Raw genomic sequence first — 15,627 nt, forward strand, 5'->3', positions numbered from 1 at the left:
CGATTTTATATCAAAGTGTTCAATCAGCAGTAGAACTATTTTGTTCAATAATTCTTGAACACTGTTCGGACATGAAGCTCTTACTTGCCCGGCGGATTGATTTGCTAAGCGATTCGGCACGTGCCGCAAACCGCCGGGCACGGTTATAGATCGTGCCACGCGCACAGTTTTGCGCGCGTGCCAAAGCCTTAATGTTCGCGTTATACCAGTAGATTCCAAGGAAGCACTCAGCGTCGTGCGCGTAATCGCCTTGTTCGCATAGTGCATGAATTGCCATATTGAAAAACGGCATCTCAGGATCCAAGAACGAGTCCGGCTCCTGCGCTACTGCCCGCCGCGTAGGTTGAAGACGTGCAAGCATGTTGGACTTCACGTACGGCGCGAAAATGCGTCGCGTCAGGCACCAGGCAACCCACCGATGAGTCTTGTCGTCAGCGGCGTTTCGCGCATCTTCATTCAAGCCTTGTTCACTCATAGCCTCTCCACTAATTTCGCTATTGCTCAACGCCGTAAGAAATGTTCCAGTGATCTAGCCAAGCGACTAATTGCTCGCGCAATTCGCGATTGCGAGGATACGGCAACTGGACCTCACCCTCCTCCTCGATCCCTGCGAAAGGACAACCCGGAAATGAGATCCAACGTTGCCCGCAATCAACGCGTCGGACGGCCATCAGCAAAATTGGCCCCGGGAGATCAGACATCTGTATGTAGGTGAACGCGCTCATTCTCGCCTTGCACCCGGCAGCTTCTCGAAATCGACCGTGATGGTGACGACGGCTTCGTACTCTGTTCCGCAGCTTCCCATCCGGCTGCTAAGTTGCACAACGACGCTCGTGCCATCGCCCGCGTGGGGAACGCCGGCGGCGTTACACACGTGATCCGCGAGGATGTGCTTGATCTGCTCTGCATGCAGTATCGCGCGGTGGGTTTGCGTGTTTGTACATCCGGTGTGGATGTTAATCATGCGTTGGCCCTTGTTGATGTCGCGCGTCCGGCGCCATCCATGTGCGATCGCCGCTATCGCGAAACGCCTCAAGCGACTTCCAGTTACTCGCATAAAGGCAATCGACCCATGCGTATTCGTGATTGACCCAATCAGATCTAGGAATCGAGCCGCGGTATCCCACGGGAATGAACGCCAGCGCCTTGGCCTTGTATTCCTCACCGCCGTGATCACGGTGCCGCACACGGCGCAAACCATGCACCATCGTTTCTATTGGCGTCTTGCTCGTCATATACGTGAATCGTCCGCGCATTCCCCTCTCAGTCACAAGACCGACTACGGGGATCTGTACCGTTAATACCATCGGCTGCATCATCTTCATGCGCTTTCCTCTTTCAAACCCATTTTTACAGCGCGCACTCGCTCTGATCGCGCAAATGCGCGGTCCCACGTTGCAAACTTCACCTCGCGCGCCGCCGACCCTTGATCGATCCACGCATGACAGGCGTGGCAGCCTGTTACAGTGAACTCGTGCTTCGCCTTGAGCCCCATTCCCTTGCCGTGCTTGCGTTGGTTTGAGTGGCAGGTCACGACCGACGCTGACGCGAAGGCAGACTCCCGCAAGCCGAATCCAGCATAATTCGCAGCAGCATGCAGCGAGATACTTCGAACTTTCGGCCACCGTCGGCTTCTTGATACGCCGCTTTATCGCCGTGCGCCGCAGGGTGGTCAACCGGTCTGCCGTCTTTCTAATGGCGACGGCTTAAGTCGCGAGTTGATCACCGAATCTCCTCTACGTCCCAACCGCCGCCGTCGCGCGCCTTTCGCGGATATGCCACCTTAAATACGAAGGGAAAGATCCATGCGGCGACCTTCATCTTGACCTTGGCGTCATCGCTGAAGATGGCGCGCGCACCCTTCACGTCGTGCATCTCTAACAACCCTGAAGCGGGAAGCACCGCGTAGTCGACAGTCAGAAAAGTTCTCGGCGCAAGCTTCAGCTTGATCCCTTCAAACAAGTACCATTGGATCTCGCCTGCCCGCCGCTGCTTTTCAAGATACGCCTCGTAACGACGCTCGGTTGCGTTTCGCTCGCCATCGCGCAGACGTCCTAGCGCTCGCAGTCGCATCGTTGCGGCCTCTCGCTGCGATTTCGTCTCGCGCGCCGCCGGTGCAGGCGAAACAACTGAATCGGTGCAAGACATGATCTCGTCGACCTCGCTGTTGGGCTGCGTACCGAACTTCCTTGACAGAGCTCGCTGCTGCGAGTCACGTCCAACCGTGAGGTCCTCGCGAACGCGCGCCGTGCCAATGGTCTTCGTTCCGGCCGGCACATGCACCGGCCACGATGACGAGCGCTTTACCATGCCGCTCCCACCTCCCTCTTTATCAAGGTGAGCAAATACGGGACGCCAAGAAGCGTCGCGACGATGAACTCGCGCTGCCAAGCGAGGATGCCCAGAATGGCCGTCGTCGACACGAAGTCGTAGAAAGCATTCACGGGATAGCCTTGCTCGTAGTCCTTTGCAGGCACGAGGAAAGCAGCGATCCACATGATTTCGGCGATGACGCAGAGGTAGGCGATCGCTACATCCCGCGCCAGCGAGTGACCGCCTCTTATCCACAGATACAAACACACGGCGAGCAACATATCGAAAAAGACTGCTCGGGCAAGCTTTTTTGCGTTCACGACTTCTAACTCCAACGAACGGATTGAAACGGCATGCTGAGTGACCGGAGAGGGATTGCCAGTGCGGTAGGCATGCGCAATTGCGAAAGCCCAAGCAACGCACACGCTCATGACTACCCATCTCGGTGACGGGTTCACAGCTGCGACAGGTGCTCATGCCGCCTCCGTGTTGCCGTTCCTGTCCCGCGGAACATCGTTGAAGTACGCGTAAAGCTGCTCGTATCGCTCCTCGCTCTCGCGACCTACGATGCGTAGCATGTCTTCCATCCACTCGCCCGGACCGGCCACCTTGAACACGCGAGCCTTGAAGCGCATGAATGCCTCGTTCTCGCCCTGCCTCACACCGAGCTGCTTGCCTCGCGCTTCGATGCCACTCGACGTGCGCCACCAGTCCGCTGCAAATGTCTGCGCGCAATCTGACGGCAAGGGCGTCACTGTCTGCACTCTCACCGGGAATAGGCCCGTCCATCCGCGGAGAACGGCCTCCTCGACCGTTACCTCAGGCGACTGACCTTCGGCCGCCAGCGAAAGCAAACGTTTGACCGACACCGCAGCCGCTGCGCGCGTCCACGGCGCATCCCGGGCTTTCGCCTCGCGGTGTTCGCACCACATCGACCAGACATCGGTGGAGATGCCATCTGGCAACTTGAATTCTCGAATCTGTTGATGCGACGCAACTCGCGACGCACGTCGCGCGGGTTGCTGATCTAAGTTCTTCTCTTGTTCTTCTAAAGCTATCTTGGTGTCCAAATTTGGAGGGGCTTCGGGTGAAATTTCACCCCCTTCAACGTGGGATTTGGAGGGGCTTGAAGTGAAATTTCGAGCCCCTTCATATTTGGAGCGGCTTGAAATCTCACCCCTCTTAGTGCGACGAGATTTGGAGGGGCTTGGTTTTTCTCCCTTCTTCCCAAGGTATTCTTCGAGCGTCGGCGGACTCAACGAGTGGGTCTCGCCGCTGCGCGGATCGACGCTCTGCACGATAGTTGTGCCAGAGGGTGCGAGCATCTGATAGATGACGATGCTTTGCGTGCGACCTAGGCGCTTGTCCGTCTCGATCAGGTAGCCAAGCTCGATGAGCCTGCTCCGTGCACGTCGGATGGTCTGAATATTCAGCTCCGTGTCGAGCAGCAGTTCCTCGTTCGTTACCCACGTCGAATAATCTTCGGAAGCCCAGCTTCCGTAAGTTTTCAACAGCGACTTTGCCGCAGAATCGCCTACGAGTTGACGCTTCGCCCATTGATATGCGTACCCGCTCATCGGCTTGCCTCCTCGCAAGGGAGATCGGGCCGATCCCACCTTAATGGCTGCCAGTTTTGATCGATCAAGCCAGCGCCGATCAAACGCTTCTTCACATCGCCGATGATCGCGTGATCGATCCAAAGGCGCTGCGCTACGATGCGTGTGAGCAGTTCGGGCGAGCAAGCATTGTCGGGCGTGCCTTCACCCTTCAGAGCCAGCACCCCGATAAAGTGACGCTGGTCCTCGAACGCAAGACCGATCATCTTCGGGTCGTTGAGGAAGTCCGTGTACATTCGAAACCAGGGCATGTTTTTCGTACTCATGCGGCACCCCCTCGGCCACCGAGCGCATCGGATACTGCGCGAGGGGTATCGAGCTGTTCGAGCAACCGCGCCGTGATCTGCTGTCCCATTTGCGCAAGGAGAAACGTGCGTTCTGTCTCTTCAGACGGCGCACTTTCAACGATCACGCTCAACAGTTCGTGGAGATGCTGAAGCTCGACGATCAACGCAGAAAGAGACTCTTCGCGAATGCCTCCAGAGTTGTCGGATGAAGGCTGCAGGCGCTGCAACGCACTCGCGAGAATGTCGATCGCGCCGTTGGGCTCTGGATCCAGTGCGGCAGCACGGAGAGCGTCATTGATTATTTCGAGGGGAGATTGCCTTTGCTCAGGACGAGCGGGGATATTGGCACGCATAGCGGCCTCCTTGGTCGGGTTAAGAACCCGCTCCCTACTGTCAAATAGGGTGGGCGGGCACATGACAGGGTTGACAGACCGGAGACCAAGGGAACCGGCGAGCCCGAGGGCTCCCCCGCCAAGGCCCGCCCATTGAAGGCGCGCATAAGCGTGCGGACGAAAAAAAAGCCGCTTTCGCGGCGGTTCGTCCGCCTTGGTCAGTTCCGAGCTGTCAAACCCGACCACTGTTGTCTCAGTGATAGGTCGAGTATAGGCAGCGCCGCGCGTAACGGTCAAGATAGCCTCTTGACGATTTATGCTAGAATTTGCATAATTGTTCACATGAAAGACATCATCTGGAAGGGCAGCAGCTATTCGGACTTGTGCGATTTCCCAGTTAATGCGCGACGCGACGCGGGCTACCAGCTCGACAAGCTGCAGCGAGGACTTGAACCGAGCGACTGGAAGCCGATGCCGACCATTGGGCCAGGCGTCCGCGAGATTCGAATCACCGAGCAAAGCGGGGCATTTCGAGTGATATATGTTGCAAATATCGGACGGCACATCTACGTCCTTCACGCGTTTCAGAAGAAGACTCAGCGCACTAGCCTGTCTGATCTGCGCTTGGCCGAAGCCCGATTCAAGCTGATTAAGAGGTAACCCATGCGATCCAGCACCCAACATACGACGCGAGGAAAAAGCGTTTTCTATGACCTGTTCGACGAAAGCGAAGCGGCAGAGCTCGAAATGCGCGCAGTCTTGCTTCAAGGGCTCACGACTTGGTTGCAGGAACAGAAGATGACGCAAGCTGCTGCCGCAGAAATGCTTGGCACGACGCAGGCGCGTGTGTCTGACATTAAGCGAGGAAAGATCAACCAGTTCAGTCTCGACTTGCTCGTCAAGTTGGCTGCGCGGGCTGGTCTGCAGCCTCGCATAGAGCTTGAATCTAGCTGAGCGAGAACGCCTCTGTCTTAAAGCAGCAGTTACAAGTTGAGCATGAAACAACCGCAAAAGCGCTGAGCGGATTGCTTTTTGTCTATTTAACGCAGAAGTAGTATGTTCACGAATCGAATGCGCCCCATTCACCCGGGCGAGTTCCTTCACGAGGATTACCTCGTGCCACTCGACATGGATGCAAACGCCCTTGCCAGCGCGTTGCACGTCTCCGCCGACCTCATCGAAGGCATCGTGCACGAGCGACGCGGCATCTCCGCAGACATTGCGTACCGCTTGGCACGCTACTTCAACACCACACCAGAGATCTGGCTGACTCTTCAGGCAACATACGACTTGAAGACGCTGCCCACGCGCGACGAGATAGACCGTAAGGTCGAACCGCGCGAACCAGCGCAATGCTGAGACGAACGCCTGGTCGAAGACAGTGAGCGCCTTGCGGAGATTCACACCGGCCTGATGCAACCGTAGCGGGCCGTAGCCGTCGCAATGGATGGAATAACGTAGGTAGCAAATGAGGCAGAATCTAATCGACCAACGGCCCTGGGCAAATCGCGTCCCCTTGACCGACAGAGACGGCGAAGTCCGTGAACTGACGGCGGCGGACGCAATGTATTTCAAGCCGGCGACTGAAGTGCTGCCTCCAGCCTTATGCGAACGGCTCGGCCTGACACTGTCAGAAAAGGGTTCTGCTGCAGAACCACCGGGTCGCGCTGGCCAACGTCTGCGCAAGATACGCTGATTAAACGTTCCGAACTGCGGCTGGCGCATGAAAACGGGCTTTGCGAAAAGACCGGGAGCGCTCAATCTCCCAGAAGGTGTAAGCGAGAGAATCGAGCCCGTCATGCTCCGCCCTCACCATCGTGCTCCATGCCCAACACCCAACGCAGTGCTTCCGCGCGTTCGCCCGACGACACTTCAAGCTCGCGTGTGATCTCCTTGCGGCTGCGCAGCTTCGGTTTTGCGTCGCCGATTACTGCCCGTTGCGCACGAGCGCGTGCGTGGCCAACGACCTGCTCACCGGCCGCAACAAGCTCTCGAACTTTCTCACGTTGCTTATCGGGCGAGAGCTTGGAGAGCTGGCGCGCATGAGTGACATTGATCCGCAGGCTATCGACCGCATTGCGGACATCCGCGCAGCAGTCAAGCAGCGCGACCGTACCGCGAACAGTTCCGAGCCCGCAGCCGAAAATCGTTGCGACTTCGCCCTCGCTGTATCCGAGCGCCATCACCCGCCTCATTTTCTCGGCGCGTCCGAGCGGCGTGTCTGCCTCTCGCAACTCGTTTTCACCAATAATCGCAGTCAGCGTCGTGCGCCGCTCTCCGCGGTACACCTGCGCCGGGATCTGGATTGGCTTCTCACCACGAGCGCGCCGCCACTCGTTGACTAGGCGCGCCGCCTTCGTACGTTGCCTGCCCACCGCGACTTCGGTTTCGCCGGTCTCCGTGTTTTTGACGACCAAGATCGGCTGCAGCACACCTTGGAAATCAATGTTCCGAGCAAGATCCTCATTCACCGGCAAGTCGACACGAGGGTCATAGAGCGGCGATGTAACGTCCGTCACTAGCACTAGCCGATCCGGATCGAAGAACAGAAGGTTCGTTTTTCCGGACGCACCATATGCGTCGATTGAGTTCTTTGCCATTCGATTCTTCCTGTGACTTCAGTGATCACACGGCAGCCGGCCATCGGCGCTTTGCTTGGCGCCACACGACAGGCATACCTTTACGGTGTCCGCAGTTAGACGTTCGTTCAGCATCGCCTCGCGCGTTTCGCGTCGATCGTCGCCGTCGATACGTGGATCCGCGCTCTTGACTTCGTCCATTTACAACCCTCTTGCAGAACTAACCCGATGACGCTTGGCTACAGAAAAACTTCAATCTCTTCACCCTTCCGTCACCGTGCGTTTGCTTTTTTCAGCGTTTTCTTTCGCGTTTTTGTCAGATGCGGTGGCTGCTTCTTTCTTTGCCGGCGGCTGATAGCCGTTGCGAAAGCCCGCCATCGGTATTGATTGGCGCGGCTCATCCATAAAAGTGCGGTCGGAAAGCGTTTGATTTTCACCAGTTTCGACATGAAACGCGCCTGGCCTTTCTTGCTTCATTTTTTCCTCGATCACGCGAAGAGTTTCTGGCGTCGCTTGCTTGAGCATTTGTCGGTGACGTTCGATATGCATCAGCTCGTCTCGATACTTGACGTAAAGTTGCAGGTCGTCGTTCAACACTAGAAATCAGCGTTGCCGCGACGGATTAAAGGGAAGCCACGATGATCTATGATTTATGCGGGCGTCCGACACCGATAGAGGAGCGTCGGAATCAGTTGCAGACCGACATGCGTGCCTTATGCGCCCTATGCAGCCGCCCGCGGCCGCTGACTCCGAATCACCTACCTGCGCGGCCTGCGAGAACACAGAAAAAGGATGGCTTAGTCAGGCAGCTATCTATCGACTTGACGGATTAACCATTGGACTCGTTCCAAACTTCGCTAGGTGGTCGCTTACTGGAGGGCCTAGAAGACACCAGACTCACGCCAAATTAAATTTCCTGCGCGGCTCGATAGATCGACTCGTACTGTCTCGCGTGTACCGCTTTCGAATCCGAGGACGCGTCCGCACAGGTAATCCAGAAATTCCAACGCTCCGCCTTTCGCGATGGAGGCCGTTCTTTGCAGTTCGGTTTCGCGAGGACCGCTCGAACAGGTCCCCTGTCGCCATTCCGTAGGGTCCTAACGCGAATGCCGCTGGCAACGGCGCGTCTAGGCGTTCGTTGCCGAAGTCCACAGGCGTCCTCTGGGCCGCATCGAACGGACAAGTGTCGGTTACGAATCCACAGTTCCGGCCAAATTTCGCGCCAATCGTGAGGGCGCAAATCTCGCCGTTTCACCACACCCCGAGTTAGGAATTCGATCACCACGCATCGTGCTGGCGAAATTGGGCAACGACCTGCAGCCAACTGCGACACGTAGGACTGAGAGACTCCGAGCATTGCTGCGAGCCATGCGAGGGTTCCGCGCGGACGTGTTTCAGAATACATTTTTAGGTCCATGACGCAGCGTAGTGTTCGATAAACTAAAAGTCAAGTGACAAACGGCTTAGTGATAACTAAACTATCGGTATGAACTCTACCGACACGCGCCGCGCGCGCCTTAAAGAATGGCTCGGCAATCACCCGACGCCACCAAAGGAGAAGAGCTATTTCTCCCAACTCGTCAACGGAACAGCATCATTCGGTGAGCGGGCTGCCCGCCGGATCGAGCGTCAATACGGGATGGCAGAGGGCTACCTTGACCGTCCATTGCCTGGCGCCCCAAACCCGACAGACACGGCCGCTCAATCAACGCGGAACAGCCAAAGTCCGCCAAACCCGTCGCAATCTATCCTGCGTCTTATGTCGCAACTCACTGAGACACAAAAGGCAGAGATCGCGAACACAATGCAGGCGATGGCGGATCGCAACGAGCGGCTACTGGCCGAACTACTCGCACGAAACACAGGCTCGACGTCTTGACCGGCAAAGAGGTAGCAGCAGTTCGAGCTCGACTCGCCGCAAGGCCAACCGGACAGGGTCACGCTCTGCTAATTGTACAGTTTTCACTTTACTTCATACGTTTAATTTAATAAACTCCGGTTTGATGTCATTGCATGTAACCAGTACGTGCGGCGCGTAGCCATATTCAGCGCCGAGGCTGTCCACGTACATGAAGTAGCTCACTCCAAGATTGGTGAACGAATGCGATCGACATCACTAGTTCAGCCAAATGGATAGTTGTACTAATCGGAGGCGTGATGTTCGGTCGAATTTTTCCTGTTAACGAAGTTGATAAGCGCGCAGCATGCTCTGACGTGCCACTCGATCAAGTCTTGGGAGTACGCTTCACTAGTGACACTGCCCTGCTTCTTCGCACGTGTCGAGAGGATATGTCGTCAAGCAACGGCTTCGTATGGCCCGACGTCGGTGAGACCGCACAAGCGCTCGATTGGGCGCCGACGAGGCGTTGTGGTGAAGGACTGCACGGCTGGCTTTATGGTCATGGGAACTACTACGCTCGAAGCGATCACCACGGCCATTGGCCTCTCGACTCTACGACTAAGTGGCTGGTCGTCGAAGCTCAAACGGACGGCATCATTGTGCTCGATGGAAAATGCAAATTCTCACGCGGTGAGGTGGTCTTTGTTGGCGGCATGAAGGAAGCGACAGATTTCATCATCGCCCATGAGCCTCGCGCTCTCAGCGGGCCGGTGATTGGAGCTCACGTGACGGTCGGTCAGGGTCTGACTGCCACCGTCGGCGCGCTTGGATCGGCAACAACTGGTGACTACGGCGTCGCCGCAGCAGGCGATTTCGGCAGTGCGTGCGCCGGAGACTACGGCAGTGCAGTAGCAGGCATGAGCGGAACGGCAACGGTAGGTTTCAAGGGCTCCGCAACAGCAGGTGACTATGCGCACGCTACAGGTGGCGAGTTTTCTGAGGCGCGTGTCGGCGATTTCGGTAGAGCGACTGTCGGTGATGGCGGCAGAGCGATGGCAGGATTGTCTGGCATCGCTGAATCGGGGCTCGCAGGCACTGCGGGAGCGGGCGAAAACGGTCAGATCCGGATTCGCTATTGGGATCCCATCACTTACCGATATCGCACGAATGTGGGCTATGTAGGCGAGGATGGGCTGCTACCGAACGTCCCCTACAAACTAGATGGCAATTTTCAATTCACAGCGGTATGAACACGTCGGTAACGGGATGCTCGGTGCATCCTTTCCAGCGTATCGTCGCCTGCTCGACTGAAACGTATGTCGCAAGCTCTGGTAAAGGAGACTCCGCGCGATGAAGCTTTTAACACGGGCATTCATTCTTGAAAACTATGGCGTGCGTCTCACCATGACTCAGCTCGCCGGACTTCTCGCGATGTCCGAGGGCACGATTCGCAATCAGGTCAGCGCTCAAACTTTTCCAATCCCAACTTACACGGAGGGTGTCAAGCGATTTGCTGCGTATGATGCTGTGGCTGATTACCTTGACGAAATGTCCACAACTGCTCGGCGGCAAACGCAGCTTAGCGCCCCCGCTCACTAAGTTTTGTTTGATGCTGCCTCTCGTCAAAGTACTTGAATGGGCGTACCTTTCTCAGCGTCAAACGAGGATACCGGACTTCGAAAGCGCCGACCGCTCTGTCAATTCGGCGGAATTTCAGTTTCGGCGCCATGATCTTTCGGCAAGGTCCGAGCGATGCTCGCCCATACGCTATCGGCAGCTCCTCGCCTGACGCGGCGTGCCGTGGCCAATGCCATCCAAGCGAACGCAATGGCACCGCCCATGGCAACGAGATCGACGCCTATCGCTGGAAAGCTTGCGCTCGTCCACGGAGTGCGGCTGGTTGGTAGAAGTAATCCAATCAGGCTCGTTATCGGGACTAACGCCGTTAGCGCTGCGGCACATTGCAGCAAGGTGATGGCTGCGTTACCGGGCCCACGCAAGAATGCCAATGCAAGTGAACTGAAAAATGTTGCGTAGTAAATGCCCATATGCCACGCAGCCAGATTGACCACGTGGCCGTACAGCCATCTGCCAGCAACAATCGTCGCCGAAATGCCGCAGACACACCCGAGACAAACCCCCACTGTCGCAGAGGCCATGTACCGTGTTCTGCGCTTCTGCACGGGGACTAAGCCGTTGCGTCGTTGGGTTTTGCGCCGCGTTTCCACCCACAGCAGATTGCCAGTGTAGAAGAGGAAGGCACCTGCTAAACCGAGAAAGAAATATAGCCACGCAACCACTTTTCCGCCAAAGCTGCCAAAGTGAAGCGCAAAGAAACTCGTAACGGCGGTGAACATCCCGGATTGATGACCGGGTAGATAGTCGGTGCTTTTGACCTCGCCTGAAAAGGGATCGAGCACGATGAACCCACCGGAGAGCGAGCGCATGATGCTTCCAGCGTCTGATCCCCAGGCACGCACCGAAGGGTGAAGGCTATACACATGGTTGTACTGGAGCGTGCGAGGACGAAAGTCAGGCGCAACCTCGGCGATCTTTGCGAGCAGCGCATTAGGCGGAATCATTGTGCGCAGGTCTCGATAGTTCGTGTCTTTGAAATCGAAGGGCTGCTCTCTCTCGGATGTAGCGAGCTTGCCAATGTGGAGCATTTTGTCCTGTAAAGCATAGATGCTGTCATGGAAGGCGAAAATGACAGCGGTCAGCGCGATCACCAAATGGAAAGGCAGACTCACGATACCAATCACGTTGTGCGCGTCGAGCCATGTGCGCTTGAGATTGTGGCCTAGACGCAGCGCGAAGAGGTCTTTGATAATTGTCGGTAGCAGCACGATCAATCCCGACACAAGCGCCAGCGCGTAGAGTACCGCAATCACCCCCATTACAACTCGGGTCTTGTTTGTATCAACGGGTAAGCCCACCACGCGATGCAAGTCATCCAGAAATTGAGGTAGTCGCGACGACTCGATCGGGATGATGTGGACTTTTCCGTCCGCGATCGTTGACATGTACTGCTGGCTTAAGGCACGACCATGGTCATCTAGCTCCAAGCCCGGAAGGCGTTCCTCCCAGGTCATGCGCCCGGGAAAGCGCCCGTCCTCCATCAGATCGATGCGGAATTCGCGGGCGACGGCCGGCCTTTGCGCCAGCGTCTGTTGAATGAGCGGCGGCACCTCACTAAGCGGCACTGTGTGAACGGCTCCGTGGGGCGGCGATACCCACTGGGCAATCGGCTCTTTGAAAACGGTCAGGGCTCCAGCGTAAAAGGCGATAAAAAGCGCCATGCCGGCGCACAAGCCAGCCCAAGTATGAACGGACTTATAAATCCGGAAGATATCAGAACGCACTTTGACCTAATTCAGGAAAACGTCTCAGATGAGCCATTCGACTACAAGCGGAAGCACGCCGGTCGCGCACGACAAGCCAAGCCATAACCACGCTTGAGCGCCGCTGCGAAAGAGGTAGCAAAGGCTTGCCACACCCATCCAGATGGGTGCCACTAGCCACATCGCAAGTTGCGCGCGAGCGCTGACAGCGCTATCTGGGCCAAAGCGTATGAGCAGCGAGCCTGCAATAATTCCGAGTGTGAAGCCGAGTATTTGACCGGCCAAGGTTTTCGAAATCCAGTCGGCATGGATCGCCGGTCGTTTTTTGGCGTAGCTCATGAACGCGGTTGTTTTAAAATGCTGCGTAACGCACCGAGATAAGGATAGACAACGAACATCACAATCGCCGCAGTCACGAACAAGAAAACCCCCGCAATCGGTTGCATGGAGTTAGTCCACAAAACCAAAGCTGCCAGCATTGAGGCAGCACCGCCAATGCGCGTTGGAATCGCCGGTAGCGGCTTTTGTAGCCAGGTTTGATTTTTCGCGCACAAATAGAGCAGAAGCGTGCCAATCGTGAGTGAGAGGAAGGCGAGTGCTGACACAATTAAAAGTCCACGGTTGCTGACGCAAGGAACGTTCGCGGCGCGCTCAAGACAGCGAGGCCGTCGCGCCAACTCGCATCCCAATAGGCGCGGTTTGCTATGTTTTGAACTCTGAAGCGCAGCGTGACGGGCGTCGAGCCCACGCGAGTGGCATATCGCGCGCCAAGATCAAATCGCGTCCACGATGGCAACATCTGAGTGTTGGCGCTATCTAGGTAGATACTGCTCGTGTAAATAGCAAGCGCACTAAGAGTGAAACCCGGTAAGAAGCCAACATCCCATTCAGCGCCCGCGTTCAACTTCCAATGCGGTGACGCAAACGCAGTATTGCCTTGGTTCACGCCCTTGGACGTACGGGTAAGGATACCGTCAGTGTAGGCCACGCCGCCCAGTAGCCGCACACTGCGCACTACTTCTCCAAACACATTGTATTCAACCCCGCGGTTGCGCTGCTGGCCGTCGCCGTCGACGGAATAGCTGTTTCCCGCATAGACGTTGATGATGCTAGGGTTAGTAATTTGATAGAGCGCGAGCGTATGGCTCCAGCGGCCGAGGTCCCACTTCGTCCCGACTTCAATCTGTTTGGTCTTGAGTGGCGGAATCACCGCCCCGTAATTCGTCGCTGCGGGATCGCTTACCGTCGAGCCGCTGGTCAGCCCTTCGATGTAGTTGGCATAGACCGACAGACTGCGCAGCGGCTTGACGACGACCCCAAACATTGGCGTCGTCGTACTGACGTCGTAGGAGCTGGATCGCCGTACTTCCGTGCTGTTTGCCGACACTGGCGAATAGCCTGTGACCTTTACTTCTTGACGGCGTGCCCCGACGATCAGTTTTACGCGGTCGTTCAAGGCTGACATTGTGTCGGCTAAAGAGAAACCTGTAAGGTTCGTATCGGATGTGAGCAACACCGGGTAGCCCGTCGTTGTCAACTGCATCTGAGTGGGCGCGTAGATGTTCGAGGTGTAAAACGGAGTCGGATGCCTAGTCGATGCACCCGCGGCGATACGTAACGTGCTGTAGCCAAATGACCAGTCGTGCTTGATAGGACCAGTATTAAACCGCCCGCGTACTCCTGCCTCACCGGACTTCGTATTGTTGTAACTCTTGCCGGGATTCAGAGTGCCGCTGAAATTGCCTGTCGGCCCCACGTTGCGTGCGGCCGACGACGGGTAGCCGGTCTCATCGTGTCGACGCTCGCCGTAACCGGCATATACGCTCAGCCAGTCAGTTAAATCAAATTCGCCACGAGCGACCGCGCCCACGTCTTTGGAATCGTAGAAGGTGCCCGGGAAAAGGTTTGTGCTTGTACGCGGCGCCTTCGGTATTACTGGCGTACTGAACGACGCGAAAGCTCCAATGCCCCCAGTCGCGTGGTAGCGCGTGTCATAAGCGTCTAACGAAAAACGCGCGCGCTTGCCAAGGTAATCCAGCGCCACCGCCCCGAGCCAACGATTGAGCGATTGACCATCAAGACCGGTGTGCCCGGCGCTACCTTGACCATTGACACGCACGCCCCACTCGCGGTTCAACCCGAAGCGGCGACCCACATCGACATGCGCACCAAACTGCGAGTCGGAGGCGTATGTTGTGGTAACCCGTGCCATTGGCTCTTCTTCGGCTCGCTTGGGCACGATATTGATGTTGCCGCCGACGGCGCCGCCCGGCGACTGCCCGAAGAGCATGGCGGCTGGTCCTTTTAAGACTTCGACACGTTCGGCCATTTCCACAGGAATTCTGCCGTACGGAGAGATGCCATACATTCCGCCAAACGACATGTCATGACCATTCAACAAGAAGCTGCGCACGTTGTAAAACTCGAGACCATACGTGCCGGGGCTGCCTTGTCGGACAGAGACGTCATTCGTTAAAACGTCGCCAATATTTTGCGCCTGCTGGCTCTCAATCAATTCGGACGTATAGCTGCTAAAGCTGAAAGGCGCGCTCATCTGACCGATATTACCGAGCACGCCGAGGCGTGCGCCACGTGCAACTTGTCCTCCGGTGTAGGGTGCGGGTAAATCTTCTGCAGTCTTGGCGGCCGTGACCTTTACAGAGGGAAGCGTTACGACGTTCTCGGCTACAGAAGGGAGTTCGTCCGCCCGAGCGACTACGATGCTGCTTGCTAGCGAGGCAACAGTAAAAGCAACAAAGCAGAGCCTACATAAGAAGGATAACGAAGCAATTCCAAGGATTCCCATCATAGCTACCATCGAGTAAGATTTTACGCAATTCGACAATGCTAATGAGAACCATTCCTATTTAATATAGTACTAGTCCGATTTTTGAGTTGTCATTGTCAGACGACGAATCAGTGAAATCTTGCTGCGCCTTACTGCCGCTAATACGGCGAGATCACGTTTCATGAACGAGCTACATACTAGCTTGAGGGATGATTGATGAAGGCTTTGCTTTTCTTCAAAAGTTTGCGCGCATGCAAGACTTCACCTTGTTCCGAGCGTCGGCAACTCGGTTGATTCCAGTGTTTGCGCTGGTTGCCAAAAGATCGCTGCTGCACTTCCGTGCCGACGAGACACTGAAAGTGACCCATGCGTACACCGCCTTTGTTGCCAGTGTTGGGATGAGACAATCAAGCCTCTCACTCGCGCGTTCTTTCTCGAAAGTACGGCGTGCCCTTACGGTGAATCAGCTTTCCATACTTCTCGAATGTCAGAAGGAATTACTTGTAATCAAGTAAGCGCTGAGCCGCTCTC

General features: G+C 56.2%; 23 protein-coding genes. 7 read left to right on the forward strand and 16 right to left on the reverse strand.

Annotation, left to right across the window (positions count from 1 at the left end; genetic code table 11):
• Positions 1-19: 19 nt before the first annotated feature.
• The 8 genes from ACYQ47_RS31520 to ACYQ47_RS31555 form a co-directional block, all read right to left on the reverse strand.
• Positions 20-475: a hypothetical protein gene (locus tag ACYQ47_RS31520; RefSeq protein WP_459908711.1), complete on the reverse strand. Its 456-nt coding sequence runs from the start codon at positions 473-475 to the stop codon at positions 20-22.
• 246 nt (positions 476-721) lie between these two features.
• On the reverse strand, positions 722-964 hold the full coding sequence (locus ACYQ47_RS31525) for a hypothetical protein (protein WP_459908713.1): 243 nt from the start codon (positions 962-964) through the stop codon (positions 722-724).
• Positions 957-1,325 carry a hypothetical protein gene (locus ACYQ47_RS31530; protein WP_459908715.1) on the reverse strand — a complete coding sequence of 123 codons (369 nt, stop codon included), beginning with the start codon at positions 1,323-1,325 and terminating at the stop codon, positions 957-959. Before ACYQ47_RS31530 ends, ACYQ47_RS31525 begins: the two co-directional genes overlap by 8 nt.
• A gap of 397 nt (positions 1,326-1,722) precedes the next feature.
• Entirely contained in the window at positions 1,723-2,310 is a 588-nt protein-coding gene (locus ACYQ47_RS31535; protein ID WP_459908717.1) for a hypothetical protein, read from the reverse strand.
• Positions 2,304-2,744: a hypothetical protein gene (locus ACYQ47_RS31540; RefSeq protein WP_459908719.1), complete on the reverse strand. Its 441-nt coding sequence runs from the start codon at positions 2,742-2,744 to the stop codon at positions 2,304-2,306. The genes ACYQ47_RS31535 and ACYQ47_RS31540 overlap by 7 nt, the downstream gene beginning before the upstream one ends.
• A gap of 42 nt (positions 2,745-2,786) precedes the next feature.
• A complete protein-coding gene (locus ACYQ47_RS31545; protein WP_459908720.1) occupies positions 2,787-3,890 on the reverse strand; it encodes a hypothetical protein in 1,104 nt (367 codons plus the stop codon).
• Positions 3,887-4,195 carry a hypothetical protein gene (locus ACYQ47_RS31550; protein WP_459908721.1) on the reverse strand — a complete coding sequence of 103 codons (309 nt, stop codon included), beginning with the start codon at positions 4,193-4,195 and terminating at the stop codon, positions 3,887-3,889. The genes ACYQ47_RS31545 and ACYQ47_RS31550 overlap by 4 nt, the downstream gene beginning before the upstream one ends.
• Positions 4,192-4,569 carry a hypothetical protein gene (locus tag ACYQ47_RS31555; RefSeq protein ID WP_459908722.1) on the reverse strand — a complete coding sequence of 126 codons (378 nt, stop codon included), beginning with the start codon at positions 4,567-4,569 and terminating at the stop codon, positions 4,192-4,194. The genes ACYQ47_RS31550 and ACYQ47_RS31555 overlap by 4 nt, the downstream gene beginning before the upstream one ends.
• Before the next feature lie 321 nt (positions 4,570-4,890).
• Between ACYQ47_RS31555 and ACYQ47_RS31560 the strand changes: the two genes are divergently transcribed.
• From ACYQ47_RS31560 to ACYQ47_RS31570, 3 genes are all read left to right on the forward strand, one after another.
• The gene (locus ACYQ47_RS31560) at positions 4,891-5,208 is read left to right on the forward strand and encodes a type II toxin-antitoxin system RelE/ParE family toxin (protein WP_459908723.1); all 318 of its coding nucleotides are present in this window, start codon (positions 4,891-4,893) and stop codon (positions 5,206-5,208) included.
• Between the two features lie 3 nt (positions 5,209-5,211).
• Positions 5,212-5,502 carry a helix-turn-helix domain-containing protein gene (locus tag ACYQ47_RS31565; RefSeq protein WP_459908724.1) on the forward strand — a complete coding sequence of 97 codons (291 nt, stop codon included), beginning with the start codon at positions 5,212-5,214 and terminating at the stop codon, positions 5,500-5,502.
• Positions 5,503-5,604: 102 nt separating this feature from the next.
• On the forward strand, positions 5,605-5,907 hold the full coding sequence (locus ACYQ47_RS31570; RefSeq protein ID WP_459908726.1) for a HigA family addiction module antitoxin: 303 nt from the start codon (positions 5,605-5,607) through the stop codon (positions 5,905-5,907).
• A gap of 437 nt (positions 5,908-6,344) precedes the next feature.
• Here ACYQ47_RS31570 and ACYQ47_RS31575 read toward each other — a convergent pair whose 3' ends face one another.
• The 4 genes from ACYQ47_RS31575 to ACYQ47_RS31590 all read right to left on the reverse strand — a co-directional run bounded on the left by ACYQ47_RS31575 (position 6,345) and on the right by ACYQ47_RS31590 (position 8,544).
• Positions 6,345-7,148 carry a ParB/RepB/Spo0J family partition protein gene (locus tag ACYQ47_RS31575; RefSeq protein WP_459908728.1) on the reverse strand — a complete coding sequence of 268 codons (804 nt, stop codon included), beginning with the start codon at positions 7,146-7,148 and terminating at the stop codon, positions 6,345-6,347.
• Between the two features lie 18 nt (positions 7,149-7,166).
• A complete protein-coding gene (locus ACYQ47_RS31580) occupies positions 7,167-7,328 on the reverse strand; it encodes a hypothetical protein (RefSeq protein ID WP_459908730.1) in 162 nt (53 codons plus the stop codon).
• A 60-nt stretch (positions 7,329-7,388) separates the two neighbouring features.
• Positions 7,389-7,721 (reverse strand): hypothetical protein, encoded by a 333-nt coding sequence (locus tag ACYQ47_RS31585; RefSeq protein ID WP_459908732.1) that lies wholly within the window; start codon positions 7,719-7,721, stop codon positions 7,389-7,391.
• A 313-nt stretch (positions 7,722-8,034) separates the two neighbouring features.
• The gene (locus tag ACYQ47_RS31590) at positions 8,035-8,544 is read right to left on the reverse strand and encodes a YdaS family helix-turn-helix protein (RefSeq protein WP_459908734.1); all 510 of its coding nucleotides are present in this window, start codon (positions 8,542-8,544) and stop codon (positions 8,035-8,037) included.
• 69 nt (positions 8,545-8,613) lie between these two features.
• Between ACYQ47_RS31590 and ACYQ47_RS31595 the strand changes: the two genes are divergently transcribed.
• From ACYQ47_RS31595 to ACYQ47_RS31605, 3 genes are all read left to right on the forward strand, one after another.
• Positions 8,614-9,006, forward strand: coding sequence for a hypothetical protein (locus ACYQ47_RS31595; RefSeq protein ID WP_459908736.1), 393 nt, complete (start codon positions 8,614-8,616; stop codon positions 9,004-9,006).
• 278 nt (positions 9,007-9,284) lie between these two features.
• A complete protein-coding gene (locus ACYQ47_RS31600) occupies positions 9,285-10,217 on the forward strand; it encodes a DUF7666 domain-containing protein (RefSeq protein WP_459908738.1) in 933 nt (310 codons plus the stop codon).
• A 100-nt stretch (positions 10,218-10,317) separates the two neighbouring features.
• Entirely contained in the window at positions 10,318-10,566 is a 249-nt protein-coding gene (locus ACYQ47_RS31605; protein ID WP_459908740.1) for a hypothetical protein, read from the forward strand.
• 98 nt (positions 10,567-10,664) lie between these two features.
• Here the strand turns inward: ACYQ47_RS31605 and ACYQ47_RS31610 are convergent, their stop codons facing one another.
• Genes ACYQ47_RS31610 through ACYQ47_RS31625 form a run of 4 tightly spaced genes read right to left on the reverse strand, consistent with a single transcriptional unit; the run spans position 10,665 to position 15,117 of the window.
• Positions 10,665-12,329, reverse strand: a complete 1,665-nt coding sequence (locus ACYQ47_RS31610; RefSeq protein ID WP_459908742.1) for a PepSY-associated TM helix domain-containing protein — start codon at positions 12,327-12,329, stop codon at positions 10,665-10,667.
• A 24-nt stretch (positions 12,330-12,353) separates the two neighbouring features.
• Positions 12,354-12,647 carry a hypothetical protein gene (locus ACYQ47_RS31615; RefSeq protein ID WP_459908744.1) on the reverse strand — a complete coding sequence of 98 codons (294 nt, stop codon included), beginning with the start codon at positions 12,645-12,647 and terminating at the stop codon, positions 12,354-12,356.
• Positions 12,644-12,913, reverse strand: a complete 270-nt coding sequence (locus tag ACYQ47_RS31620; protein WP_459908746.1) for a hypothetical protein — start codon at positions 12,911-12,913, stop codon at positions 12,644-12,646. Before ACYQ47_RS31620 ends, ACYQ47_RS31615 begins: the two co-directional genes overlap by 4 nt.
• Positions 12,914-12,915: 2 nt before the next feature.
• Complete coding sequence (locus ACYQ47_RS31625) at positions 12,916-15,117, reverse strand: TonB-dependent receptor (protein WP_459908748.1); 2,202 nt, start codon at positions 15,115-15,117, stop codon at positions 12,916-12,918.
• A gap of 188 nt (positions 15,118-15,305) precedes the next feature.
• Here ACYQ47_RS31625 and ACYQ47_RS31630 point away from each other — a divergent pair, with 188 nt between their 5' ends.
• Positions 15,306-15,611, forward strand: a complete 306-nt coding sequence (locus ACYQ47_RS31630) for a hypothetical protein (RefSeq protein ID WP_459908750.1) — start codon at positions 15,306-15,308, stop codon at positions 15,609-15,611.
• Positions 15,612-15,627 lie beyond the last annotated feature (16 nt).

Source organism: Caballeronia sp. HLA56 (genome assembly GCF_054655155.1).